General features: G+C 57.0%; 17 protein-coding genes, 1 pseudogene and 1 riboswitch. Of the genes and pseudogenes, 15 read left to right on the top strand and 3 right to left on the bottom strand.

The features are described from left to right. From tuf to rpoC, 9 genes and pseudogenes are all read left to right on the top strand, one after another. Positions 1-210 (top strand): annotated as a pseudogene (gene tuf / locus ACEQFP_RS16575) (elongation factor Tu); the annotation flags it as partial. Between the two features lie 295 nt (positions 211-505). Then, positions 506-889, top strand: a complete 384-nt coding sequence (gene secE, locus ACEQFP_RS16570) for a preprotein translocase subunit SecE (protein ID WP_005280496.1) — start codon at positions 506-508, stop codon at positions 887-889. 1 nt (position 890) lies between these two features. Beyond that, a complete protein-coding gene (nusG, locus tag ACEQFP_RS16565) occupies positions 891-1,436 on the top strand; it encodes a transcription termination/antitermination protein NusG (RefSeq protein WP_005280494.1) in 546 nt (181 codons plus the stop codon). A gap of 163 nt (positions 1,437-1,599) precedes the next feature. Further along, complete coding sequence (gene rplK, locus ACEQFP_RS16560; RefSeq protein WP_005280490.1) at positions 1,600-2,028, top strand: 50S ribosomal protein L11; 429 nt, start codon at positions 1,600-1,602, stop codon at positions 2,026-2,028. A 3-nt stretch (positions 2,029-2,031) separates the two neighbouring features. After that, positions 2,032-2,736 carry a 50S ribosomal protein L1 gene (gene rplA / locus ACEQFP_RS16555; protein ID WP_005280487.1) on the top strand — a complete coding sequence of 235 codons (705 nt, stop codon included), beginning with the start codon at positions 2,032-2,034 and terminating at the stop codon, positions 2,734-2,736. Between the two features lie 320 nt (positions 2,737-3,056). Next, the gene (gene rplJ, locus ACEQFP_RS16550) at positions 3,057-3,554 is read left to right on the top strand and encodes a 50S ribosomal protein L10 (RefSeq protein WP_005280485.1); all 498 of its coding nucleotides are present in this window, start codon (positions 3,057-3,059) and stop codon (positions 3,552-3,554) included. 66 nt (positions 3,555-3,620) lie between these two features. Further along, on the top strand, positions 3,621-3,989 hold the full coding sequence (gene rplL, locus ACEQFP_RS16545) for a 50S ribosomal protein L7/L12 (RefSeq protein WP_005280479.1): 369 nt from the start codon (positions 3,621-3,623) through the stop codon (positions 3,987-3,989). Positions 3,990-4,319: 330 nt separating this feature from the next. Next, positions 4,320-8,348: a DNA-directed RNA polymerase subunit beta gene (gene rpoB / locus ACEQFP_RS16540; protein WP_005297612.1), complete on the top strand. Its 4,029-nt coding sequence runs from the start codon at positions 4,320-4,322 to the stop codon at positions 8,346-8,348. 79 nt (positions 8,349-8,427) lie between these two features. Further along, complete coding sequence (gene rpoC, locus ACEQFP_RS16535; protein WP_005280476.1) at positions 8,428-12,648, top strand: DNA-directed RNA polymerase subunit beta'; 4,221 nt, start codon at positions 8,428-8,430, stop codon at positions 12,646-12,648. Between the two features lie 117 nt (positions 12,649-12,765). Here rpoC and thiC read toward each other — a convergent pair whose 3' ends face one another. Continuing rightward, entirely contained in the window at positions 12,766-14,694 is a 1,929-nt protein-coding gene (gene thiC, locus ACEQFP_RS16530) for a phosphomethylpyrimidine synthase ThiC (RefSeq protein WP_068872358.1), read from the bottom strand. 104 nt (positions 14,695-14,798) lie between these two features. Continuing rightward, a riboswitch (TPP riboswitch) is annotated at positions 14,799-14,914 on the bottom strand. Positions 14,915-15,068: 154 nt separating this feature from the next. On the opposite strand from thiC, the gene nudC reads away from it, so the two are divergent. The 6 genes from nudC (at position 15,069) to ACEQFP_RS16500 (ending at position 19,518) form a co-directional block, all read left to right on the top strand. After that, complete coding sequence (nudC, locus tag ACEQFP_RS16525; protein WP_068872360.1) at positions 15,069-15,848, top strand: NAD(+) diphosphatase; 780 nt, start codon at positions 15,069-15,071, stop codon at positions 15,846-15,848. A gap of 47 nt (positions 15,849-15,895) precedes the next feature. Further along, on the top strand, positions 15,896-16,960 hold the full coding sequence (gene hemE / locus ACEQFP_RS16520; RefSeq protein ID WP_005280468.1) for a uroporphyrinogen decarboxylase: 1,065 nt from the start codon (positions 15,896-15,898) through the stop codon (positions 16,958-16,960). Between the two features lie 16 nt (positions 16,961-16,976). Beyond that, positions 16,977-17,660, top strand: coding sequence for a deoxyribonuclease V (gene nfi / locus ACEQFP_RS16515; protein ID WP_005280465.1), 684 nt, complete (start codon positions 16,977-16,979; stop codon positions 17,658-17,660). 99 nt (positions 17,661-17,759) lie between these two features. Next, on the top strand, positions 17,760-18,350 hold the full coding sequence (locus tag ACEQFP_RS16510) for a YjaG family protein (protein ID WP_005280463.1): 591 nt from the start codon (positions 17,760-17,762) through the stop codon (positions 18,348-18,350). Positions 18,351-18,539: 189 nt separating this feature from the next. After that, a complete protein-coding gene (gene hupA / locus ACEQFP_RS16505; RefSeq protein WP_005280461.1) occupies positions 18,540-18,812 on the top strand; it encodes a nucleoid-associated protein HU-alpha in 273 nt (90 codons plus the stop codon). Between the two features lie 43 nt (positions 18,813-18,855). Then, positions 18,856-19,518, top strand: coding sequence for a DUF1481 domain-containing protein (locus ACEQFP_RS16500; protein WP_225856996.1), 663 nt, complete (start codon positions 18,856-18,858; stop codon positions 19,516-19,518). A 46-nt stretch (positions 19,519-19,564) separates the two neighbouring features. On the opposite strand, the gene purD is transcribed toward ACEQFP_RS16500, so the two are convergent. Together purD and purH are read right to left on the bottom strand one after the other, a co-directional pair. Next, a complete protein-coding gene (gene purD / locus ACEQFP_RS16495; RefSeq protein ID WP_005280456.1) occupies positions 19,565-20,848 on the bottom strand; it encodes a phosphoribosylamine--glycine ligase in 1,284 nt (427 codons plus the stop codon). A 45-nt stretch (positions 20,849-20,893) separates the two neighbouring features. Beyond that, entirely contained in the window at positions 20,894-22,483 is a 1,590-nt protein-coding gene (gene purH / locus ACEQFP_RS16490) for a bifunctional phosphoribosylaminoimidazolecarboxamide formyltransferase/IMP cyclohydrolase (RefSeq protein ID WP_005280454.1), read from the bottom strand. Between the last annotated feature and the right edge of the window lie 256 nt (positions 22,484-22,739).

The following is a 22,739-nucleotide window of genomic DNA, read 5'->3' as shown; positions in this document are numbered from 1 at the left end:
GGCTACCGTCCGCAGTTCTACTTCCGTACTACTGACGTGACTGGTACCATCGAACTGCCGGAAGGCGTAGAGATGGTAATGCCGGGCGACAACATCAAGATGGTTGTTACCCTGATCCACCCGATCGCCATGGACGATGGTCTGCGCTTCGCAATCCGCGAAGGCGGCCGTACCGTTGGCGCGGGCGTTGTTGCTAAAGTTATCGAATAAGATTTGACGCAGCACGCGATAAAAGGGCATCATTTGATGCCCTTTTTCTACGCAGTTTGACAAGAACCTATCTCATCAGTGGTTTTTTCCCGCATAATTACTGGTGAGATGGGCTCTGGCGATACGGCGTATGGTGCCGAATCGCGGCGTGCCGCACCAACACGCGAGCAACGTCGCTTTTTGCAGATATAAATGTGCTATCCACATTGGTATCTCGTAAGATTCTCATTCGGTTTGGTTTGCCTCGCGATGCGGGGCAAAGTTGTTTTTCTGGAATCTAGTGACAGGTTGGTTTATGAGTGCGAATACCGATGCTCAAGGGAGCGGGCGTGGCCTGGAAGTCATGAAGTGGCTGGTTGTCGCCGTTCTGCTGATCGTAGCCATCGTCGGTAACTATATTTACCGTGATGTGAGTCTGCCACTGCGTGCTCTGGCCGTTGTGGTTATCATCGCTGCCGCCGGCGGCATCGCCTTGATGACGACGCAGGGTAAAGCGACCGTGGCGTTTGCTCGCGAAGCGCGTACCGAAATGCGTAAAGTGATTTGGCCGACACGTCAGGAAGCGCTGCATACGACTCTGATCGTCGCCGCAGTGACCGCCGTTATGGCACTGATTCTGTGGGGACTGGATGGTATTCTGGTCCGTCTGGTTTCCTTTATTACTGGCCTGAGGTTCTAAAATGTCTGAAGCACCGAAGAAGCGTTGGTACGTCGTTCAGGCGTTTTCCGGTTTTGAGGGTCGCGTAGCCCAGTCGCTGCGCGAGCATATCAAACTGCACAATATGGAAGAGCTGTTTGGTGAAGTCATGGTGCCGACCGAGGAAGTGGTCGAAATCCGTGGTGGCCAGCGTCGCAAGAGCGAGCGTAAGTTCTTCCCGGGTTATGTCCTGGTGCAGATGGTGATGAACGACGCTAGCTGGCATCTGGTGCGTAGTGTGCCGCGTGTGATGGGCTTTATCGGCGGGACTTCTGACCGTCCTGCACCGATCAGCGACAAAGAAGTGGATGCGATCATGAACCGCCTGCAGCAGGTGGGTGATAAGCCGCGTCCGAAGACCCTGTTCGAGCCGGGCGAGATGGTCCGCGTCAACGAAGGGCCGTTTGCCGACTTCAACGGTGTGGTGGAAGAGGTGGATTACGAGAAGAGCCGCCTGAAGGTGTCTGTCTCCATCTTTGGTCGCGCTACGCCGGTCGAACTGGACTTCAGCCAGGTCGAGAAGGCGTAATAAACGTCGTCACGCAGTAAAAGTGCATTGCCATAGGCGCGAAATTGAACTACAATTTCGCGCCTTTTGTATTTATGGGCTGCTGCATTTGGCGGCACATAAAGCGTTTTACCATCACGGGGAGCCTCTCCGAGGCGATATGACCCAATTGAGGAAATTTTAAATGGCCAAGAAAGTCCAAGCCTACGTGAAGCTGCAGGTCGCAGCTGGTATGGCTAACCCGAGCCCGCCAGTCGGTCCGGCTCTGGGTCAGCAGGGTGTTAACATCATGGAATTCTGTAAGGCGTTCAATGCTAAGACTGACAGCATTGAAAAAGGTCTGCCGATTCCGGTTGTTATTACCGTTTACTCTGACCGTTCTTTCACTTTCGTCACCAAGACCCCGCCGGCTGCTGTTCTGCTGAAGAAAGCGGCAGGCATCAAGTCTGGTTCTGGCAAGCCGAACAAAGACAAGGTCGGTAAAGTGACCCGTGCTCAGGTACGTGAAATCGCAGAAACTAAAGCTGCGGACATGACTGGTGCTGACGTTGAAGCGATGTCTCGCTCAATCGAAGGTACTGCTCGTTCCATGGGCCTGGTAGTGGAGGACTAAGAAATGGCTAAGCTGACCAAGCGCATGCGCGTGATCCGTGAAAAAGTTGATGTAACTAAACAGTATGACATCAACGAAGCCATTGCTCTGTTGCAAGAGCTGGCCACTGCTAAATTCGTTGAAAGCGTAGACGTTGCCGTTAACCTCGGCATCGATGCGCGTAAATCTGACCAGAACGTACGTGGTGCTACCGTCCTGCCGCACGGCACCGGCCGCACTGTACGCGTTGCCGTCTTTACCCAGGGTCCGAACGCTGAAGCGGCTAAAGCTGCCGGCGCTGACCTGGTAGGTATGGAAGATCTGGCTGACCAGATCAAGAAAGGCGAAATGAACTTCGACGTTGTTATTGCTTCTCCGGATGCAATGCGCGTTGTTGGTCAACTGGGCCAGATCCTGGGGCCGCGTGGCCTGATGCCGAACCCGAAAGTGGGTACCGTTACGCCGAACGTAGCTGAAGCGGTTAAAAACGCTAAAGCTGGCCAGGTTCGCTATCGTAACGACAAGAACGGCATCGTTCACAGCACCATCGGTAAGGCTAACTTCTCTGCTGAGCAGCTGAAGGAAAACCTGGAAGCACTGATGGTTGCCCTGAAGAAGGCTAAGCCGGCAACTGCTAAAGGCGTCTACATCAAGAAAGTTTGCCTGTCCACCACCATGGGCGCAGGCGTAGCTGTTGATCAGGCGACTCTGAGCGCAGTGGCTAACTAATCCTGCGGGATTAGGATTTGCCTTTTCGCTTTACGCGGGCGTCGGTTTTGTCTAAAATCTAACGCCCGCACATTCTATGAATGTAAAGCGAACGAATTTTCGGTTGGAGTCTGGCCTATTTCCAGACCTCCGTCCAAGACCGCAGGTGTTTCGTTAGAGACTTAATCTTCCTGCGTAGACGGTGACAGAGCCCGAAGAAATCTTTTTTAGATGTCTGGATTCTGCTCACCGTGTTTCTATGCTCGTGCATGGTTTCGGCCATAAGCGAGTGAAGTGAGTTCCGGAGTCATTCTCCGGCAAAAATCCAGGAGCACAAGCTAATGGCATTAAATCTTCAAGACAAACAAGCGATTGTTGCTGAAGTCACCGAAGTAGCCAAAGGCGCGCTGTCTGCTGTCGTTGCGGATTCCCGTGGCGTAACCGTAGACAAAATGACCGAACTGCGTAAAGCAGGTCGTGAAGCTGGCGTTTACATGCGTGTTGTTCGCAACACCCTGATGCGCCGCGTCGTTGAAGGTTCTCAGTTCGAGTGCCTGAAAGACACGTTTGTTGGTCCGACCCTGATTGCATTCTCTATGGAACACCCGGGCGCTGCCGCTCGTCTGTTCAAGGCTTTTGCCAAAGACAATGCAAAATTTGAGGTCAAAGCTGCAGCCTTTGAAGGTGAGCTGATCCCGGCGGCCCAGATCGACCGTCTGGCAACTCTGCCGACTTACGAAGAAGCAATCGCACGCCTGATGGCGACCATGAAAGAAGCCGCTGCCGGCAAATTGGTCCGTACTCTGGCTGCTCTGCGCGATCAGAAAGAAGCTGCTTAATCGCTGCTTTGCTACTGTCGCACTTGCTAACGTATAAACTATTTCTGATTTTTAGGAACAATTGTCATGTCTATCACTAAAGAGCAAATTCTGGACGCAGTTGCAGAAATGTCCGTAATGGACGTTGTTGAACTGATCTCCATGATGGAAGAGAAATTCGGTGTTTCTGCTGCTGCTGCTGTAGCTGTTGCCGCTGGCGGCGCTGCTGAAGCTGTTGAAGAAAAAACTGAATTCGACGTAGTCCTGACCGCTGCTGGCGGCAACAAAGTTGCTGTCATCAAAGCTGTCCGTGGCGCAACCGGTCTGGGCCTGAAAGAAGCCAAAGACCTGGTAGAATCTGCTCCGGCAGTTCTGAAAGAAGCCATCAGCAAAGACGACGCTGAAGCTCTGAAGAAAGCTCTGGAAGAAGCTGGCGCTTCTGTTGAAGTTAAATAAGTTTAACTTCTTGGAGTACAGTCTGTGCTAACAGGCTGATGGCTGGTGACTTTTTGGTCACCAGCCTTTTTGCGCTGTAAAGGATGCCTGTGAGGTTTCACACTGTTTAGTCACAGGTTATCCCCAATACTTGTTTCTATCGACGCCTTAATATACTGCGTCAGGGCCGTGAGTTACGGCGCTGTGTAAAGCGCAATGAAATGGTTTAAGAGTGATAGAAACAAGTATTGCGAAGGGGGATTCACCCTTTCGGTCACAAAATGGTGTTGCGTGAACTGTCCTATCAGGACGGACAAAATGGGTCGACTATTCAGCGAGCTGAGGAACCCTATGGTTTACTCCTATACCGAGAAAAAACGAATTCGTAAGGACTTTGGTAAGCGTCCCCAAGTGTTGGACGTTCCCTATCTCCTTTCTATCCAGCTTGACTCGTTCCAGAAGTTTATCGAGCAAGATCCGGAAGGTCAGTATGGTCTGGAAGCGGCTTTTCGCTCCGTATTCCCGATCCAGAGCTACAGCGGCAACTCCGAGTTGCAGTATGTTAGCTATCGCTTGGGTGAGCCGGTATTTGACGTTAAAGAGTGTCAGATCCGTGGCGTAACCTACTCTGCTCCGCTGCGCGTAAAACTGCGCCTGGTGATCTACGAGCGCGAAGCGCCGGAAGGCACCGTTAAGGACATCAAAGAACAAGAAGTTTACATGGGTGAAATCCCGCTGATGACCGAAAACGGCACCTTCGTCATCAACGGCACCGAGCGTGTTATCGTCTCCCAGCTGCACCGCAGCCCGGGCGTATTCTTCGACAGCGACAAGGGTAAAACCCACTCTTCTGGTAAGGTGCTGTATAACGCACGCATTATCCCTTACCGTGGTTCCTGGCTGGACTTCGAGTTCGACCCGAAAGACAACCTGTTTGTCCGTATTGACCGCCGCCGTAAGCTGCCGGCTACCATCATCCTGCGCGCATTGGATTTCACCACCGAGCAGATCCTGGATCTGTTCTTCGACAAGGTGATCTTTGAGATCCGCGACAACAAGTTGCAGATGGAGCTGGTACCGGAGCGTCTGCGTGGTGAAACCGCCTCCTTCGATATCGAGGCTAACGGTAAGGTCTATGTCGAGAAAGGCCGTCGTATCACCGCGCGTCACATCCGTCAGCTGGAAAAAGATGATGTTAAGCTGATCGAAGTCCCGGTTGAGTACATCGTCGGCAAAGTGGCGGCTAAAGATTACATCGACGAGAGCACCGGCGAGCTGATCTGCGCCGCCAACATGGAGCTGTCGTTGGATCTGCTGGCCAAGCTGAGCCAGTCGGGTTACAAGCGCATCGAAACGCTGTTCACCAACGATCTGGATCATGGCCCGTACATGTCCGAGACGCTGCGTGTCGATCCGACCAACGATCGTCTGAGCGCGCTGGTAGAAATCTACCGCATGATGCGCCCGGGTGAGCCGCCGACACGCGAAGCCGCCGAGAATCTGTTCGAGAACCTGTTCTTCTCCGAGGATCGCTACGATCTCTCTGCGGTTGGCCGCATGAAGTTCAACCGTTCTCTGATGCGCGATGAGATCGAAGGTTCCGGTATCCTGAGCAAAGAAGACATCATCGAGGTGATGAAGAAGCTCATCGATATCCGTAACGGTAAAGGCGAAGTCGACGATATCGACCACTTGGGCAACCGTCGTATCCGCTCTGTGGGCGAGATGGCGGAAAACCAATTCCGTGTGGGTCTGGTACGTGTTGAGCGTGCGGTGAAAGAGCGTCTGTCCCTGGGCGATCTGGATATGCTGATGCCGCAGGACATGATCAACGCCAAGCCGATCTCTGCCGCCGTGAAAGAGTTCTTCGGTTCCAGCCAGCTGTCCCAGTTTATGGACCAGAATAACCCGCTGTCCGAGATCACTCACAAGCGTCGTATCTCCGCGTTGGGCCCAGGCGGTCTGACCCGTGAGCGTGCCGGCTTTGAAGTGCGAGACGTACACCCGACCCACTACGGTCGCGTATGTCCTATCGAAACGCCGGAAGGTCCGAACATCGGTCTGATCAACTCCCTGTCTGTGTACGCACAGACCAACGAGTATGGTTTCCTGGAAACTCCGTATCGCCGCGTGCGTGACGGTATCGTGACCGACGAGATCCATTACCTGTCTGCCATCGAAGAAGGCAACTTCGTTATCGCCCAGGCGAACTCCAACCTGGATGATGAAGGCCGCTTCGTTGAAGATCTGGTAACGTGCCGCAGCAAGGGCGAATCCAGCTTGTTCAGCCGTGACCAGGTTGACTACATGGACGTTTCCACCCAGCAGGTGGTTTCCGTCGGTGCGTCCCTGATCCCGTTCTTGGAACACGATGACGCCAACCGTGCTTTGATGGGTGCGAACATGCAACGTCAGGCCGTACCGACCCTGCGCGCCGATAAGCCGCTGGTTGGTACCGGTATGGAGCGTGCGGTTGCCGTCGACTCCGGTGTAACCTCCGTCGCCAAGCGCGGTGGTATGGTGCAGTACGTGGATGCGTCCCGTATCGTCATCAAGGTTAACGAAGATGAGATGTTCCCGGGCGAAGCCGGCATCGACATCTACAACCTGACCAAGTACACCCGCTCCAACCAGAACACCTGCATCAGCCAGATGCCGTGTGTCTCACTGGGTGAGCCTATTGAGCGTGGCGATGTGCTGGCCGACGGTCCGTCCACCGATCTGGGCGAACTGGCACTGGGTCAGAACATGCGCGTGGCGTTCATGCCGTGGAACGGTTACAACTTCGAAGACTCCATCTTAGTCTCCGAGCGCGTGGTACAGGAAGATCGCTTCACCTCTATTCATATCCAGGAACTGGCCTGTGTGTCTCGTGACACCAAGCTGGGGCCGGAAGAGATCACTGCCGACATCCCGAACGTCGGTGAGGCCGCACTTTCCAAGCTCGACGAATCCGGCATCGTCTATATCGGCGCCGAAGTGAAGGGTGGCGACATCCTGGTCGGTAAGGTAACGCCGAAAGGTGAAACCCAGCTGACGCCGGAAGAGAAGCTGCTGCGCGCCATCTTCGGTGAGAAGGCGTCTGACGTGAAAGACTCTTCTCTGCGTGTGCCGAACAGCGTTTCCGGTACCGTTATCGACGTACAGGTCTTTACCCGCGATGGCGTGGAAAAAGACAAGCGTGCGCTGGAAATCGAAGAGATGCAGCTCAAGCAGGCCAAGAAAGACCTGACCGAAGAGTTGCAGATCCTGGAAGCCGGTCTGTTTGCCCGTATCCACGACGTGCTGGTTGCCGGTGGCGTGGAAGCGGAAAAACTGGAAAAACTGCCGCGTGACCGTTGGCTGGAGCTGGGCCTGGCGGATGAAGCCAAGCAGAACCAGCTGGAGCAGCTGGCCGAGCAGTACGATGAGCTGAAGGCTGAGTTCGAGAAGAAACTGGAAGCCAAGCGTCGTAAGATCACCCAGGGCGACGATCTGGCACCGGGCGTGCTGAAGATCGTTAAGGTGTACCTGGCGGTGAAACGTCAGATCCAGCCGGGCGATAAGATGGCAGGTCGTCACGGTAACAAGGGTGTTATCTCTAAGATCAACCCGATCGAAGATATGCCTTACGATGAGAACGGCACGCCGGTCGATATCGTACTGAACCCGCTGGGCGTACCGTCACGTATGAACATCGGTCAGATCCTGGAAACCCACCTGGGTATGGCGGCGAAAGGCATCGGCGACAAGATCAACGCCATGCTCAAGCAGCAGCAGGAAGTAGCCAAACTGCGTGAGTTCATCCAGAGAGCCTACGATCTGGGTGACAACACCCGTCAGCAGGTGGATCTGAACACCTTTAGCGATGACGAAGTTCTGCGTCTGGCGGAAAACCTGAAGAAGGGTCTGCCGGTTGCAACGCCAGTGTTCGACGGTGCTAAAGAGCGCGAAATCAAGGGCCTGCTGGAGCTGGGTGGTATCCCGACCTCCGGTCAGATCACCCTGTATGATGGTCGCACCGGTGAGCGTTTCGAGCGTCAGGTAACCGTGGGTTACATGTACATGCTGAAACTGAACCACTTGGTCGACGACAAGATGCATGCGCGTTCCACCGGCTCCTACAGCCTGGTTACCCAGCAGCCGCTGGGTGGTAAGGCGCAGTTCGGTGGTCAGCGCTTCGGGGAGATGGAAGTGTGGGCGCTGGAAGCTTACGGCGCCGCCTACACCCTGCAGGAAATGCTCACCGTTAAGTCTGATGACGTGAACGGCCGAACCAAGATGTATAAGAACATCGTGGATGGCAGCCATCAGATGGAACCGGGCATGCCGGAATCCTTCAACGTACTGTTGAAAGAAATCCGCTCGCTGGGCATCAACATCGAGCTGGAAGACGAGTAAGCACTCGAATCCGTACCGATCACAGGGCGCCCGTTACGGCGGGCGCCTTAAGAGTTCTCACTCCGACGGGAGCTAATCCGTGAAAGACTTACTGAAGTTTCTGAAAGCGCAAACTAAGACCGAAGAGTTTGACGCGATCAAAATTGCGCTGGCTTCGCCAGACATGATCCGTTCCTGGTCTTTCGGCGAAGTTAAGAAGCCGGAAACCATCAACTACCGTACGTTCAAGCCAGAACGTGACGGTCTTTTCTGCGCCCGTATTTTTGGGCCGGTGAAAGATTACGAGTGCCTGTGCGGTAAGTACAAGCGCTTGAAACACCGTGGCGTCATCTGTGAAAAATGTGGCGTTGAAGTGACCCAGACCAAGGTGCGCCGTGAGCGCATGGGTCACATCGAACTGGCCTCACCGACCGCGCACATCTGGTTCCTGAAGTCCCTGCCGTCCCGTATCGGTCTGTTGCTGGACATGCCGCTGCGTGACATCGAACGCGTACTGTACTTCGAATCTTATGTCGTCGTCGAAGGCGGGATGACCAACCTGGAGCGTCGTCAGATCCTGACCGAAGAGCAGTATCTGGATGCACTGGAAGAGTTCGGTGACGAATTCGACGCCAAGATGGGCGCCGAGGCGATCCAGGCCCTGCTGAAAGGGATGGATCTGGAAGCCGAGTGCGAGCAGCTGCGTGAAGAGCTGGGTGAGACCAACTCCGAGACCAAGCGTAAGAAGCTGACCAAGCGCATCAAGCTGCTGGAAGCGTTCATTCTGTCTGGCAACAAGCCGGAGTGGATGATCCTGACCGTGCTGCCGGTATTGCCGCCGGATCTGCGTCCGCTGGTCCCGCTGGATGGCGGTCGTTTCGCGACCTCCGATCTGAACGATCTGTATCGTCGCGTGATCAACCGTAACAACCGTCTGAAGCGCCTGCTGGATCTGGCTGCGCCGGATATCATCGTACGCAACGAAAAGCGTATGTTGCAGGAAGCGGTCGATGCGCTGTTAGATAACGGCCGTCGCGGTCGCGCCATCACCGGCTCTAACAAGCGTCCGCTGAAGTCTCTGGCCGACATGATCAAAGGTAAGCAGGGTCGTTTCCGTCAGAACCTGCTGGGTAAACGTGTCGACTACTCTGGTCGTTCCGTTATCACCGTCGGTCCGTACCTGCGTCTGCATCAGTGCGGCCTGCCGAAGAAGATGGCATTGGAACTGTTCAAGCCGTTCATCTATGGCAAGCTGGAACTGCGCGGCCTGGCCACCACCATCAAGGCGGCCAAGAAGATGGTCGAGCGCGAAGAGGCGGTGGTATGGGATATCCTCGATGAGGTGATCCGCGAGCACCCGGTCATGCTGAACCGTGCGCCGACCCTGCACCGTCTGGGTATCCAGGCGTTCGAACCGCTGCTGATCGAAGGTAAAGCCATCCAGCTGCACCCGCTGGTGTGTGCGGCCTACAACGCCGACTTCGACGGTGACCAGATGGCAGTACATGTACCGTTGACGCTGGAAGCCCAGTTGGAAGCGCGTGCGTTGATGATGTCTACCAACAACATCCTCTCCCCGGCGAACGGCGATCCGATCATCGTTCCGTCTCAGGACGTGGTGTTGGGTCTGTACTACATGACTCGCGACTGTGTGAACGCCAAAGGCGAAGGCATGGTGCTGAGCGGCCCGAAAGAGGCCGAACGTATCTATCGCGCCGGGCTGGCCTCGCTGCATGCTCGCGTTAAAGTGCGTATCACCCAGTACAGCAAGAATACTGATGGCGAGATGGTGCCGGAAACCGGCCTGATCGACACCACCGTTGGCCGCGCCATCCTGTGGATGATCGTGCCGAAGGGGCTGCCGTTTACCATCGTCAACCAGCCGCTGGGCAAGAAAGCCATCTCTAAGATGCTGAACGCCTGCTACCGTGCGCTGGGTTTGAAGCCGACCGTTATCTTCGCCGACCAGATCATGTACACCGGTTTCGCCTATGCGGCGCGCTCTGGTGCCTCCGTCGGTATCGACGACATGGTGATCCCGGCGAAGAAAGCCGAAATCATCGCCGAAGCCGAAGCCGAAGTGGCCGAGATCCAGGAGCAGTTCCAGTCTGGTCTGGTTACCGCTGGCGAACGTTACAACAAGGTCATCGATATCTGGGCCGCCGCTAACGAGCGTGTGGCGAAGGCGATGATGGAAAACCTGTCTACCGAAACCGTTATCAACCGTAACGGCGAGGAAGAGCGTCAGGTCTCCTTCAACAGCATCTTTATGATGGCCGACTCCGGTGCGCGTGGTTCCGCCGCTCAGATCCGTCAGTTGGCCGGTATGCGTGGCCTGATGGCGAAGCCGGACGGCTCCATCATCGAAACGCCGATCACCGCGAACTTCCGTGAAGGTCTGAACGTACTCCAGTACTTCATCTCTACTCACGGTGCGCGTAAAGGTCTGGCGGATACCGCACTGAAGACCGCGAACTCCGGTTACCTGACTCGTCGTCTGGTCGACGTGGCGCAGGATCTGGTGGTCATCGAAGACGACTGTGGTACCCACAACGGTATCGTCATGACCCCGGTTATCGAGGGTGGCGACGTGAAAGAGCCGCTGCGTGACCGCGTTCTGGGTCGTGTGACGGCGGAAGAAGTCTTGAAGCCGGGTACGGCGGACATCCTGGTGCCGCGTAACACCCTGCTGAACGAAAAATGGTGTGACCTGCTGGAAGAGCACTCTGTCGACAGCGTGAAAGTGCGTTCTGTCGTGAGCTGTGAAACTGACTTCGGCGTGTGTGCTCACTGCTACGGTCGTGACTTGGCCCGTGGCCACCTGGTGAACAAGGGCGAAGCCATCGGTGTTATCGCGGCACAGTCCATCGGTGAACCGGGTACCCAGCTGACCATGCGTACCTTCCACATCGGTGGTGCGGCATCGCGTGCGGCGGCTGAATCTAGCATTCAGGTGAAGAACAAGGGTAGCCTGAAGCTGACCAACGCCAAGTTCGTCGTGAACTCCGACGGTAAGCTGGTGATTACCTCACGTAACACCGAGTTGAAACTGATCGATGAGTTCGGTCGTACCAAGGAAAGCTATAAGGTGCCTTACGGTGCCACGCTGGCCAAGGGCGACGGCGCTGAGGTGAACGGCGGTGAGACCGTTGCTAACTGGGATCCGCATACCATGCCGGTTATCTCTGAAGTTAGCGGTTACATGCGCTTTGCCGACATGATCGACGGCCAGACGGTAACCCGTCAGACCGACGAACTGACCGGTCTCTCCTCTCAGGTGGTTCTGGATTCTGCAGAGCGTACCGGTAGCGGTAAAGATCTGCGTCCTGCGCTGCGTCTCGTCGATGCCAACGGTGACGACGTACTGCTGCCGGGTACCGATATGCCGGCTCAGTACTTCCTGCCGGGTAAGGCCATCGTGCAGCTGGAAGATGGCATCGCCATCAGTGCCGGTGACACCCTGGCGCGTATTCCGCAGGAATCCGGCGGTACCAAGGATATTACCGGTGGTCTGCCGCGCGTTGCCGACCTGTTCGAAGCCCGCCGTCCGAAAGAGCCGGCAATCCTGGCCGAGATCAGCGGTGTGGTTTCCTTCGGTAAAGAGACCAAGGGCAAACGTCGCCTGGTGATCACGCCGTTGGATGGCAGCGATGCTTACGAAGAGATGATTCCGAAGTGGCGTCAGCTCAACGTGTTCGAAGGCGAACGCGTAGAACGTGGCGACGTGATCTCCGATGGTCCAGAGTCTCCGCATGACATTCTGCGTCTGCGTGGCGTGAACGCGGTAACGCGCTACATCGTTAACGAAGTCCAGGACGTATACCGTCTGCAGGGCGTTAAGATTAACGATAAGCACATCGAAGTTATCGTGCGTCAGATGCTGCGTAAGGCGACTATCGCCTCTGCCGGTAGCTCCGACTTCCTGGAAGGCGAGCAGGTGGAAGTGTCCCGCGTCAAGATCGCTAATCGTCAGCTGGAATCTGAAGGTAAGATTGCCGCGACCTATATGCGCGATCTGCTGGGTATCACCAAGGCATCTCTGGCGACCGAGTCCTTCATCTCCGCGGCCTCCTTCCAGGAGACCACCCGCGTGTTGACGGAAGCGGCCGTTGCCGGTAAGCGTGACGAACTGCGTGGCTTGAAAGAGAACGTCATCGTGGGCCGTCTGATCCCGGCGGGTACCGGCTATGCCTACCACCAGGATCGCATGCGCCGTCGTGCGGCCGACTCCTCCGCCGCTCCGCAGGTGAGTGCGGAAGAGGCCAGCGCCAACTTGGCAGAACTGCTGAACGCGGGTCTGCTAGGTGGCAATGACGAATAAGTCATTCGCTTGACCGTATGAAAAAACCGCTCTTTGGAGCGGTTTTTTTTCGTCTGGCGTGCGGCGCATCGGGTGAGCGGTTGCTTCATCACTCTGGACGCCGCGGTTTAGCGCCGTTTAGCGGCGTGGGGTGGCGTCATCGGCCAGATACAGTTCGCCGCCATAGGCACGGAACTGATCGGCCATCTGCGCCATACCCGCTTCCGGTTCTGCCTCCGTCTGCGTCTGGCGCGCGGCATGTTCACGCACCTCCTGCGAGATCTTCATCGAACAGAACTTCGGCCCGCACATCGAACAGAAGTGGGCGAGCTTGCCGGAGGCCTGTGGCAGCGTGGCGTCGTGATAGGCGCGTGCGGTGATGGGGTCGAGCGCCAGATTGAATTGATCCTCCCAGCGGAACTCGAAGCGCGCCTGCGACATGGCGTTGTCGCGGATCTGGGCGCCAGGGTGCCCCTTGGCCAGATCGGCAGCATGGGCGGCGATCTTATAGGTGATCAATCCCTGCTTCACATCCTCTTTGTCCGGCAAGCCGAGATGTTCTTTGGGCGTGACGTAACACAGCATGGCGCAGCCAAACCAGCCGATCAGTGCCGCACCAATGCCGGAGGTGAAGTGGTCATAGCCCGGGGCGATATCGGTAGTGAGTGGCCCTAAGGTATAGAAGGGCGCTTCGTGACAATGGGTGAGCTCCTCCTCCATGTTGCGGCGGATCATCTGCATCGGCACGTGTCCCGGCCCCTCGATCATCACCTGGACATCATACTCCCAGGCGATCTGGGTCAGCTCGCCCAGGGTATGCAGCTCGGCGAACTGGGCCTGATCGTTGGCATCCTGGATCGAACCGGGGCGGAGACCGTCGCCCAATGAGAGCGCAATATCATAAGCGCTACAGATCTCGCAGATCTCGCGGAAATGGCGGTAGATGAAGTTCTCCTGATGGTGCGCTAGACACCACTTGGCCATGATGGCTCCCCCGCGCGAGACGATGCCCGTCAGGCGTTGGGCGGTCAGCGGGATATAGCGCAGTAACACGCCGGCGTGCAGGGTGAAGTAGTCTACGCCTTGCTCCGCTTGCTCCAACAGGGTATCGCGCAACAGCGGCCAGTCGAGATCCTCGGCGACACCGTTGACCTTCTCCAACGCCTGATAAATCGGCACGGTGCCGATAGGGACTGGGCTGTTACGTAAGATCCATTCACGCGTCTCGTGAATATAGCGTCCGGTAGAGAGATCCATCACCGTATCGGCACCCCAGCGGGTGGCCCACACCAACTTCTCGACCTCCTCCTCAATCGACGAGGTGACGGAAGAGCTACCGATGTTGGCGTTAACCTTCACCAGGAAATTACGGCCGATGATCATCGGCTCGGATTCGGGATGATTGATATTGGCGGGAATGATGGCTCGCCCGGCGGCAACCTCGGCACGCACAAACTCGGCGGTGATGTTCTCCGGTAGATGGGCGCCGAAGGATTCGCCGGGATGCTGCTGGCGTAATACGCCACTCCGAATGCGTTCACGCCCCATGTTCTCGCGCAGGGCAATAAACTCCATCTCCGGGGTGATGATGCCCTGGCGGGCATAATGCAATTGGCTGACTCGTTTCCCGGGTAACGCGCGACGCGCAGCGGGAGGCTGGGGAAAGCGCAGCGTCTCTAGTGCCAGATCGGCTTGACGTTGGCGGGTGTAATCGGCGCTGCGCCCAGCGAGCACTTCCGTGTCGCCACGCTCTGCGATCCACGCGGCGCGGATGGCCGGTAAGCCTTGGCGTAGATCGAGAGAGGCTTGGGGATCGCCATAGGCGCCCGAAGTGTCGTATACCGCCACCGCCTCATTGTCGCGCCACTGTGGTTGTTCCGGCGTCCCACCGACGAGGGTTGGGCTGAGACTGATCTCACGTAGAGGGACTCGGATATCGGCGCGTGAGCCCTGGAGGTAGATGCGGCGAGAGTTGGGATAGGCTTCGCCGCGGAGGCTAGCGATGAAGCGCTGGGCCTCGGCGCGGCGTTGGCGGCGTGGCGCATCGGGAATGGTTGGAGTCGACATAGCAAATTCCTGCCTCATAAGGCGTGATAGGAGAAAAATTGCTTGTCTGGAGCTCGGATAGGAGTAATGAATAAGAAAAACGTGAAGCCATGGATTGGCTGAACGTGCAGATTACTCTTGTTCCCTTCGTGGGTATTAACCCAATCAGGTTCCGCGGATCCCGAATTAACGGTCTCAGCCTGTGATACCCGGTATCAACTAGGCACTCCGACAAGATGGTGCGGCGAGGGAGGTAACCCTCGCGTGCGGGCAGTGTAAGGAGGGCGTGAGAAAACTGCAAGTATTGTTAATAATGTGTTTAATCATGGTTTGTTCGCAGGGTGGCGCGTAGGCGGAGCGAACGCAGGCACGAGTGGAGTGAAGGAGTCGAGGCGGTGGCAGTCGTACAGCAAATAGGTGAAGCCGATAACGGCTGGTGGGTGGTCAGCGATCAGGGGCGTATCTGGTTGCCGCAGGGTGAGCTACCTTGTGGTAGCGCGGCACGCTGGGGGGTGGTCGGGCAGATGGCCTACCGTATTGGTGAGTGGCAGGGGATGGCGGTATGGCTGGTGCGGCAGCAGCGCAATGGAGAGATGACCACGGTACGCCAGCTGATCGACGCCGATCGCGGTTTATTTCAATTAGCCGGGCGCGGCGTACAGTTGGCGGAGTTTTTCCAGTCCCATCGGTTCTGCGGTTACTGCGGCCAGCCGATGCAGGCGAGTCAGCATGAATGGGCCTGTCTGTGCGCTCACTGCCAACAACGCTATTACCCACAGATTGCTCCCTGTATCATCGTCGCCATTCGTCGGGACGATCATATCCTGCTGGCTCGGCATAATCGCCACCGTAATGGTATCTATACCGTCCTGGCGGGCTTTGTCGAGGTGGGGGAGACGCTGGAGCAGGCCGCCGCGCGTGAGATCATGGAGGAGAGCAATTTACAGATTAGGAATCTGCGTTACGTCGCCTCGCAGCCGTGGCCTTTTCCCCACTCTCTGATGATGGCCTTCTTGGCCGATTATGCCGCGGGCGAGCTACGCCACGACCCCAAAGAGCTACAGGAGGCGGGGTGGTATCGTTACGATCGTCTGCCCCAGTTACCCCCGGCCGGTACGGTGGCGCGACGTCTGATCGAGGACACCGTTGCGCTGTGCCGGGCGCAGCATGAATGAGTCACCCACATGCTACAATGCCATAAAATAATAATAGGAGCCGAAGGATGTCCGAACTGAAGAACGATCGCTATCTGCGTGCGCTGTTGCGCCAGCCGGTCGACATGACCCCGGTATGGATGATGCGCCAGGCTGGGCGTTATCTGCCGGAGTACAATGCCACGCGTGCCCAGGCCGGTGACTTCATCGCCCTGTGTAAGAATGCCGAACTGGCCTGTGAAGTCACCTTACAGCCGTTGCGTCGTTTCCCTCTGGATGCGGCGATCCTGTTTTCGGATATTCTCACGGTGCCGGATGCCATGGGCTTGGGACTCTACTTCGAGGCGGGCGAAGGGCCACGCTTTACGCGGCCGATTACCTGCCGCGCCGACATCGATCGGCTGCCTATTCCCGATCCGGAACAGGAGCTGGGTTATGTGATGGCAGCGGTGCGCACCATCCGGCGTAACCTGCAGGGTGCCGTGCCGTTGATCGGTTTCTCCGGTAGCCCCTGGACGTTAGCGACCTATATGGTCGAGGGCGGTAGTAGTAAGGCCTTCACCAAGATTAAGAAGATGATGTATGCCGATCCGGCGGCCCTACATCACCTACTGGATAAGTTGGCGCAGAGCGTCATCCTGTACCTTAACGCCCAGATCCGTGCCGGGGCGCAGGCGGTGATGATCTTTGATACCTGGGGGGGTGTGCTGACTGGGCGCGACTACCGCGAGTTCTCTCTACAGTATATGCATCAGATCGTCGATGGCCTGCAGCGTGAAAATGAGGGGCGCCGGGTGCCGGTGACGTTGTTTACCAAGGGCGGCGGGCAATGGCTGGAGGCGATGGCAGAGACGGGGTGCGATGCCCTCGGTTTGGATTGGACCTGCGACATCGCCGATGCGCGTCGTCGAGTCGGTGATAGGGTTGCACTGCAAGGCAATATGGACCCCTCCATGCTGTATGCGCCAGCGGCGCGCATCGAGCAGGAAGTCGCCGACATCCTGGCGGGTTTCGGCCAGGGGGAGGGACACGTCTTTAACTTAGGACACGGTATCCATCAGGATGTGCCGCCCGAGCAGGCCGGCATCTTTGTTGAGGCGGTTCATCGTCTCTCCCAGCCGTATCACCGTTAACGGGACACCAGACACCATGGATATGCAGGCGTTACGTGATGAGCAACGGGCTAAGGCGGTACAGGTTGAGCTGGCGGATCGTTGGGATACGCCGTCGCTGATCGCCGGAGCCGACGTGGGCTTCGAGCAGGAGGGGGCGGTCACGCGGGCGGCGATCGCCGTGTTGCACTATCCTTCGTTGACGCTGGTGGAGTACCAGGTGGCGCGTATTGCCACGCGGATGCCGTATATCCCCGGTTTTCTCTCGTTTCGCGAGTATCCCGCCCTGTTGCAGGCCTGGGCGCAACTACGCCAGCGGCCACAGTTGGTGATGGTCGATGGACACGGTATCGCGCATCCCCGTCGGCTAGGGATTGCCAGCCATTTTGGCCTATTGGCGGATGTACCAACCATCGGCGTGGCGAAGCGCCGGCTGTATGGTCAATTCGCCGATTTGGATGCCGCGCCGGGGGCGACGACTCCGCTGATGGATGGAGCCGAGCCGATCGGTTGGGTGCTGCGTAGCAAGGCGCGTTGTAACCCGCTATTTATCTCAAGTGGCCATCGCGTCAGCCGTGATAGCGCCTTAGCCTGGGTACAACGTTGTTTACGTGGCTACCGACTACCGGAACCGACCCGCTGGGCCGATGCGATCGCCTCGCGGCGCCCCGCCTTTTTGCGCTGGCAGGCCACTCAGTCTCCTTCCCAAGGGCAAGAGTAACCGGGGGAGGAGTGAACATTCTTATAATCTGGCGCAATCGTAGGGTTTTTCCCGTAATTCAGTTAGACTGCGCCGCAGATAATCGAGAGAGACTTCAGCATGCTGCGTAATCCCATTCATAAACGTCTGGAGAAGTTGGAGAGTTGGCAACAGCTCACCTTTATGGCTTGCCTCAGCGAGCGGATGTTCCCCAACTACCAGGCCTTTTGCCGGCAAAGCGAGTTTGCCGACGCAGCGGTGTATCGCCGTATCCTGGATCTGGTCTGGGAAGTGTTGACGGTGAAGGATGCCAAGATCAACTTCGACAGTCAGTTGGAGAAGTTGGAGGCGGTGATCCCCAATGCCGATGACTATGACATGTACGGTGTCTACCCAGCGATCGACGCCTGTGTCGCGTTGAGCGAGATATTGCATTCTCAATTGGGCGGCGACATGTTGGCGCATGCTATTGCCGTGAGTGAGACCTCGTTGCATACCGTTGGCATGTTAGAAATGACCCAGGCCGGTCGTGAGATGAGCGACGATGAGTTGAAAGCGTTACCGGCGATCCAGGAAGAGTTGGACATTCAGTGGGAGATTTTTCGCCTGCTGAACGAGGCCGAAGAGCGTGACCTCGAATTGATAAAAGGGCTGCGTGCCGACCTGCGTGAGGCGGGTGTGAGCAACATCGGTATCGAATTAGCGCAATAAGACGGCAAAACGTGATTTAACACCTGATTTGTCGCCCTCTAAGGCTTCACATTCGCCCCTCGCTTGTTCTACATTTGGGGGGCGTAAAAGAAGTGGCTATCGGTGCGTGTATGCAGGAGAGTGCTGTCAATCGGCATATCCGTCGCACTCGATGCTTTGCAAACGATAAACACACTGTAAGGATAACTTATGAATAAGACTCAGCTGATTGATGTAATCGCAGACAAGGCCGATCTGTCCAAGACCCAGGCTAAAGCCGCTCTGGAGTCTACCCTGGCTGCTATTACTGAGTCTCTGAAGGCAGGCGATGCCGTACAATTGGTTGGTTTCGGTACTTTTAAAGTGAATCATCGTAACGAGCGCACTGGCCGCAACCCGCAGACTGGCAAAGAGATCAAAATTGCCGCCGCTAACGTCCCGGCGTTCGTTTCTGGCAAGGCATTGAAAGACGCGGTTAAATAAGTAACGCGTGGCCACAGTAAGTTGTGTAGTTGAGGGGGCGATGGTGCCCCTTTTGTCTATACGCCGCTGGCTAGTGGCTGGCATCGTGCTGTTGGCAGGCTGCCAGTCTCCCCCTTCCTCTCCCCCCTTTGCCGCGACAGGATATATCGCGGATGGCGGCATCGTACGCATTTGGCGCCTCGAAGGGCGCGCGCAGCAACCTCTGGCTATGATGCGTGTGTTTAGCCCGCTGGGTCAGGGGCAGACTCTCATCGATCACTATCGTTACCGTGACGGGCACTTGTATCAGATCTTACAGCAGAGCGGGGACGATGAGGGCGACGTGCTGCAGTTACGTTTCGATATGCAGGGGACGTTGAGTTATATGCAGCGCTTGCAGGGTGAGACGCGTGAGATGCCGAGCGCCGATGAGATCGCCAAGGCGCAATATCAAGCGCGTCATACACGCGATTTGGCGGCCACGCTGATCGCGGGTGGGGTCAGCCTGGTTCAGGGGCGCTGGCAGGATGGGATCTTTACCCGTTGCGATGGCCAAGTCGCGCCATTGCCGTTAGCCGGTTGGCAGGCGGCGCAATTGGCGCGGCGTGAGGCGAATAGCCATGGCGCGCTATGGGTTGCCTGGTTGTCTGCACCGGCGGGCGCTCAGTTGTTGCAGATTACCCAACAAGATATCTGCGCTTGGGAGCCGACGGCCAAAACCTTGTAAAAAAGCCGGCACAAGGCCGGCTTAATCGTGACGGGGTCGAGGCGCGTTAGCGTGGACGTTGTAGCGCGCGGTAGCCGATGTCACGACGGCAGAAGCCTCCCGGCCAGGAGAGGGTGTCGACCAGCTGATAGGCATTGCGCTGGGCTTGAGCGATATCATCGCCTAAGGCTGTCGCACATAATACGCGTCCACCGCAGGTCTCGACTTCGCCGAGGGGATTCAATCGCGTCCCGGCATGGAATACCTTGGCGTCTGCCGTACCGTGTGTCAAACCGTGAATGATATCGCCCTGGCGGTAGTCCCCCGGGTAGCCCGCCGCGGCCAGTACGACGCCTAACGCCGCTCGTGGGTCCCAGGCGGAGGTCTGCTGATCGAGTGTCCCCTGGGCTCCGGCCAGACAGAGTGCCACCAGATCCGATTGCATACGCATCATGATCGGTTGGGTCTCAGGGTCACCGAAGCGGCAATTAAACTCAATGACCTTCGGCTCGCCGTCAGCCGAGATCATCAGCCCGGCATAGAGGAAACCCGTATAGGGAGAACCCTCCTCGGCCATACCGCGTACCGTCGGCCAAATTACCTGCTCCATCACGCGCTGATGCACTGCTTCGCTGACCACGGGCGCTGGGGAATAGGCACCCATGCCACCGGTATTGGGGCCGCTGTCACCATCGCCGACTCGCTTATGATCCTGGCTGGTGGCCATCGGCAGCACGTGTTCGCCGTCGACCATCACGATGAAGCTGGCCTCTTCGCCGGTCAGGAACTCTTCGATAACGATGCGATGCCCGGCGTCGCCAAAGGCATTACCCGCGAGCATATCGTGGATAGCCGCCTCGGCCTCCTCCAACGTCATGGCAACGATCACCCCTTTCCCGGCGGCCAGACCGTCGGCCTTGATCACAATCGGGGCCCCCTGTTCACGAACATAGGCTAACGCGGGCTCGACTTCGGTGAAATTACGGTAGGCTGCGGTAGGAATATGGTGGCGCGCGAGGAAGTCTTTGCTAAAGGCTTTAGACCCTTCCAGCCGTGCCGCACTTTGGCTCGGGCCGAAGATGGTCAGGCCTGCGGCGCGGAAGGCGTCGACGACACCGAGTACCAGGGGAGCCTCGGGTCCTACGATGGTCAGATCGATCTGTTGGCGGCGGGCGAAGTCGACCAGCGCCGGAATATCGGTTGCGGCGATGGCGATATTCTCCAAGGCCGGCTCTTGTGCCGTGCCGGCGTTACCGGGCGCGACAAATACGCGCTCGGCCAGCGGAGACTGTGCGGCTTTCCAGGCCAGGGCATGCTCTCGCCCGCCGTTGCCGATAATCAGGATATTCATAACGGTCACCTTTGCGCTGCGGGGGGGAGCCCCGCAGCATTGATCTTAGTGGCGGAAGTGGCGCATGCCGGTGAAAATCATGGCGATGCCGTGCTCGTTGGCGGCGGCGATAACCTCGTCATCACGAATCGAGCCTCCCGGTTGGATCACACAGGTGATGCCGACAGCCGCCGCGGCATCGATGCCGTCGCGGAAGGGGAAGAAGGCATCGGAGGCCATGACTGAGCCGGCGACGGGTAAACCCTCATCGGCGGCCTTAATCCCGGCAATTTTGGCGGAGTAGACGCGACTCATCTGCCCGGCACCGATGCCAACGGTCATGTTATCTCGTGCATAGACGATGGCGTTGGACTTAACAAACTTGGCGACTTTCCAGCAGAATAAGGCATCGCGCAGCTCCTGCTCGCTGGGCTGGCGTGTGGTGACCACGTGTAGATCGTCAGCGCCGACCATCCCCAGATCGCGCTCTTGAACCAGCAGCCCACCGTTGACGCGTTTGAAGTCGAGCCCCGGACAGGCCTCACCCCATTCACCGCAGGCGAGCACACGAACGTTCTGTTTGGCGCTGAGCACATCCAAGGCTTCATCGCTGATACGAGGGGCGATTATCACCTCGACGAATTGGCGGGCGATGATGGCTTGCGCCGTCTTGGCATCCAGCGGACGGTTGAAGGCGATGATACCGCCAAAGGCGGAGGTCGGGTCAGTCTGGTAGGCGCGCTCATAGGCCTGGAGTAGATCGCTAGCGATAGCGACGCCACAGGGGTTGGCATGTTTCACGATGACACAGGCTGGCTCGGCAAAACTTTTAACACACTCCAGCGCGGCATCGGTATCGGCGATGTTGTTATAGGAGAGCGCCTTGCCCTGCAACTGCTGCGCGGTGGCGATGCTGGCCTCACGTACCGGCTCTTCGACATAGAAGGCGGCCTGCTGGTGGCCATTTTCGCCATAACGCATATCCTGCTTTTTCACCAGATTCAGATTCAGGGTGCGAGGGAAGCGTCCGCTGGGATTACTGGTGTCGCCATGGTAAGGGGCGACCAGCGTGCCGAAATAGTTGGCAATCATGCTGTCGTAGGCGGCGGTATGCTCAAAGGCTTTGATCGCCAGATCGAAGCGTGTCGCCTGACTTAACGAGCCATGGTTAGCATCCATTTCGGCAATGACCCGATCGAAGTCGTGGTTATTAACTATGATGGCGACGTCATTATGGTTTTTCGCGGCCGAGCGCACCATGGTCGGTCCGCCGATATCAATATTTTCTACCGCTGCTTCCAGAGTACAGTCGGGACGGGCAACGGTCTGGGCAAAGGGATAGAGGTTAACCACCACCATATCGATGGGTTTGATCTCATGCTGCTGCATGATATCGCTGTCACGGTCACGGCGACCCAGGATCCCACCATGAATCTTGGGATGGAGGGTTTTAACGCGTCCATCCATCATCTCTGGGAAACCGGTATAATCGGAGACTTCAATGACGGGCAGGCCAGCCTCTGATAATAGACGGGCGGTGCCGCCCGTTGAGAGCAGCTCGATGCCGCGTTGGTGTAACGCACGGGCGAACTCAACGATACCAGTTTTATCGGAGACACTCAGTAGTGCGCGGCGAACAGGACGACTGTGTTGCATGGTGGTTATATCCTTCGGCAATGGATCGCAGTAACCCTATTTATATACCTATTAGGCGTCGTTGCGAATGAAGCGGAATTATAGCGCGCGATGATTCTAACGAAAACGTTTGCGTAAAGCTCGTCAAATTTTTGCCGCCACAGAGTTTGTGGATAACTCTGTGTGTAATCAGGTATAAACAGTTCAATTGCTGTGTAATGCGTCAAACGATACTTTTGTCGTAAAATAGCGGTTGCACGCTGCGAATTGGGCCCTA

This window comes from Edwardsiella sp. A.80236, assembly GCF_044540725.1.
Lineage (GTDB): Bacteria > Pseudomonadota > Gammaproteobacteria > Enterobacterales > Enterobacteriaceae > Edwardsiella > Edwardsiella tarda.
This window is presented reverse-complemented; position numbering and strand designations above follow the sequence as displayed.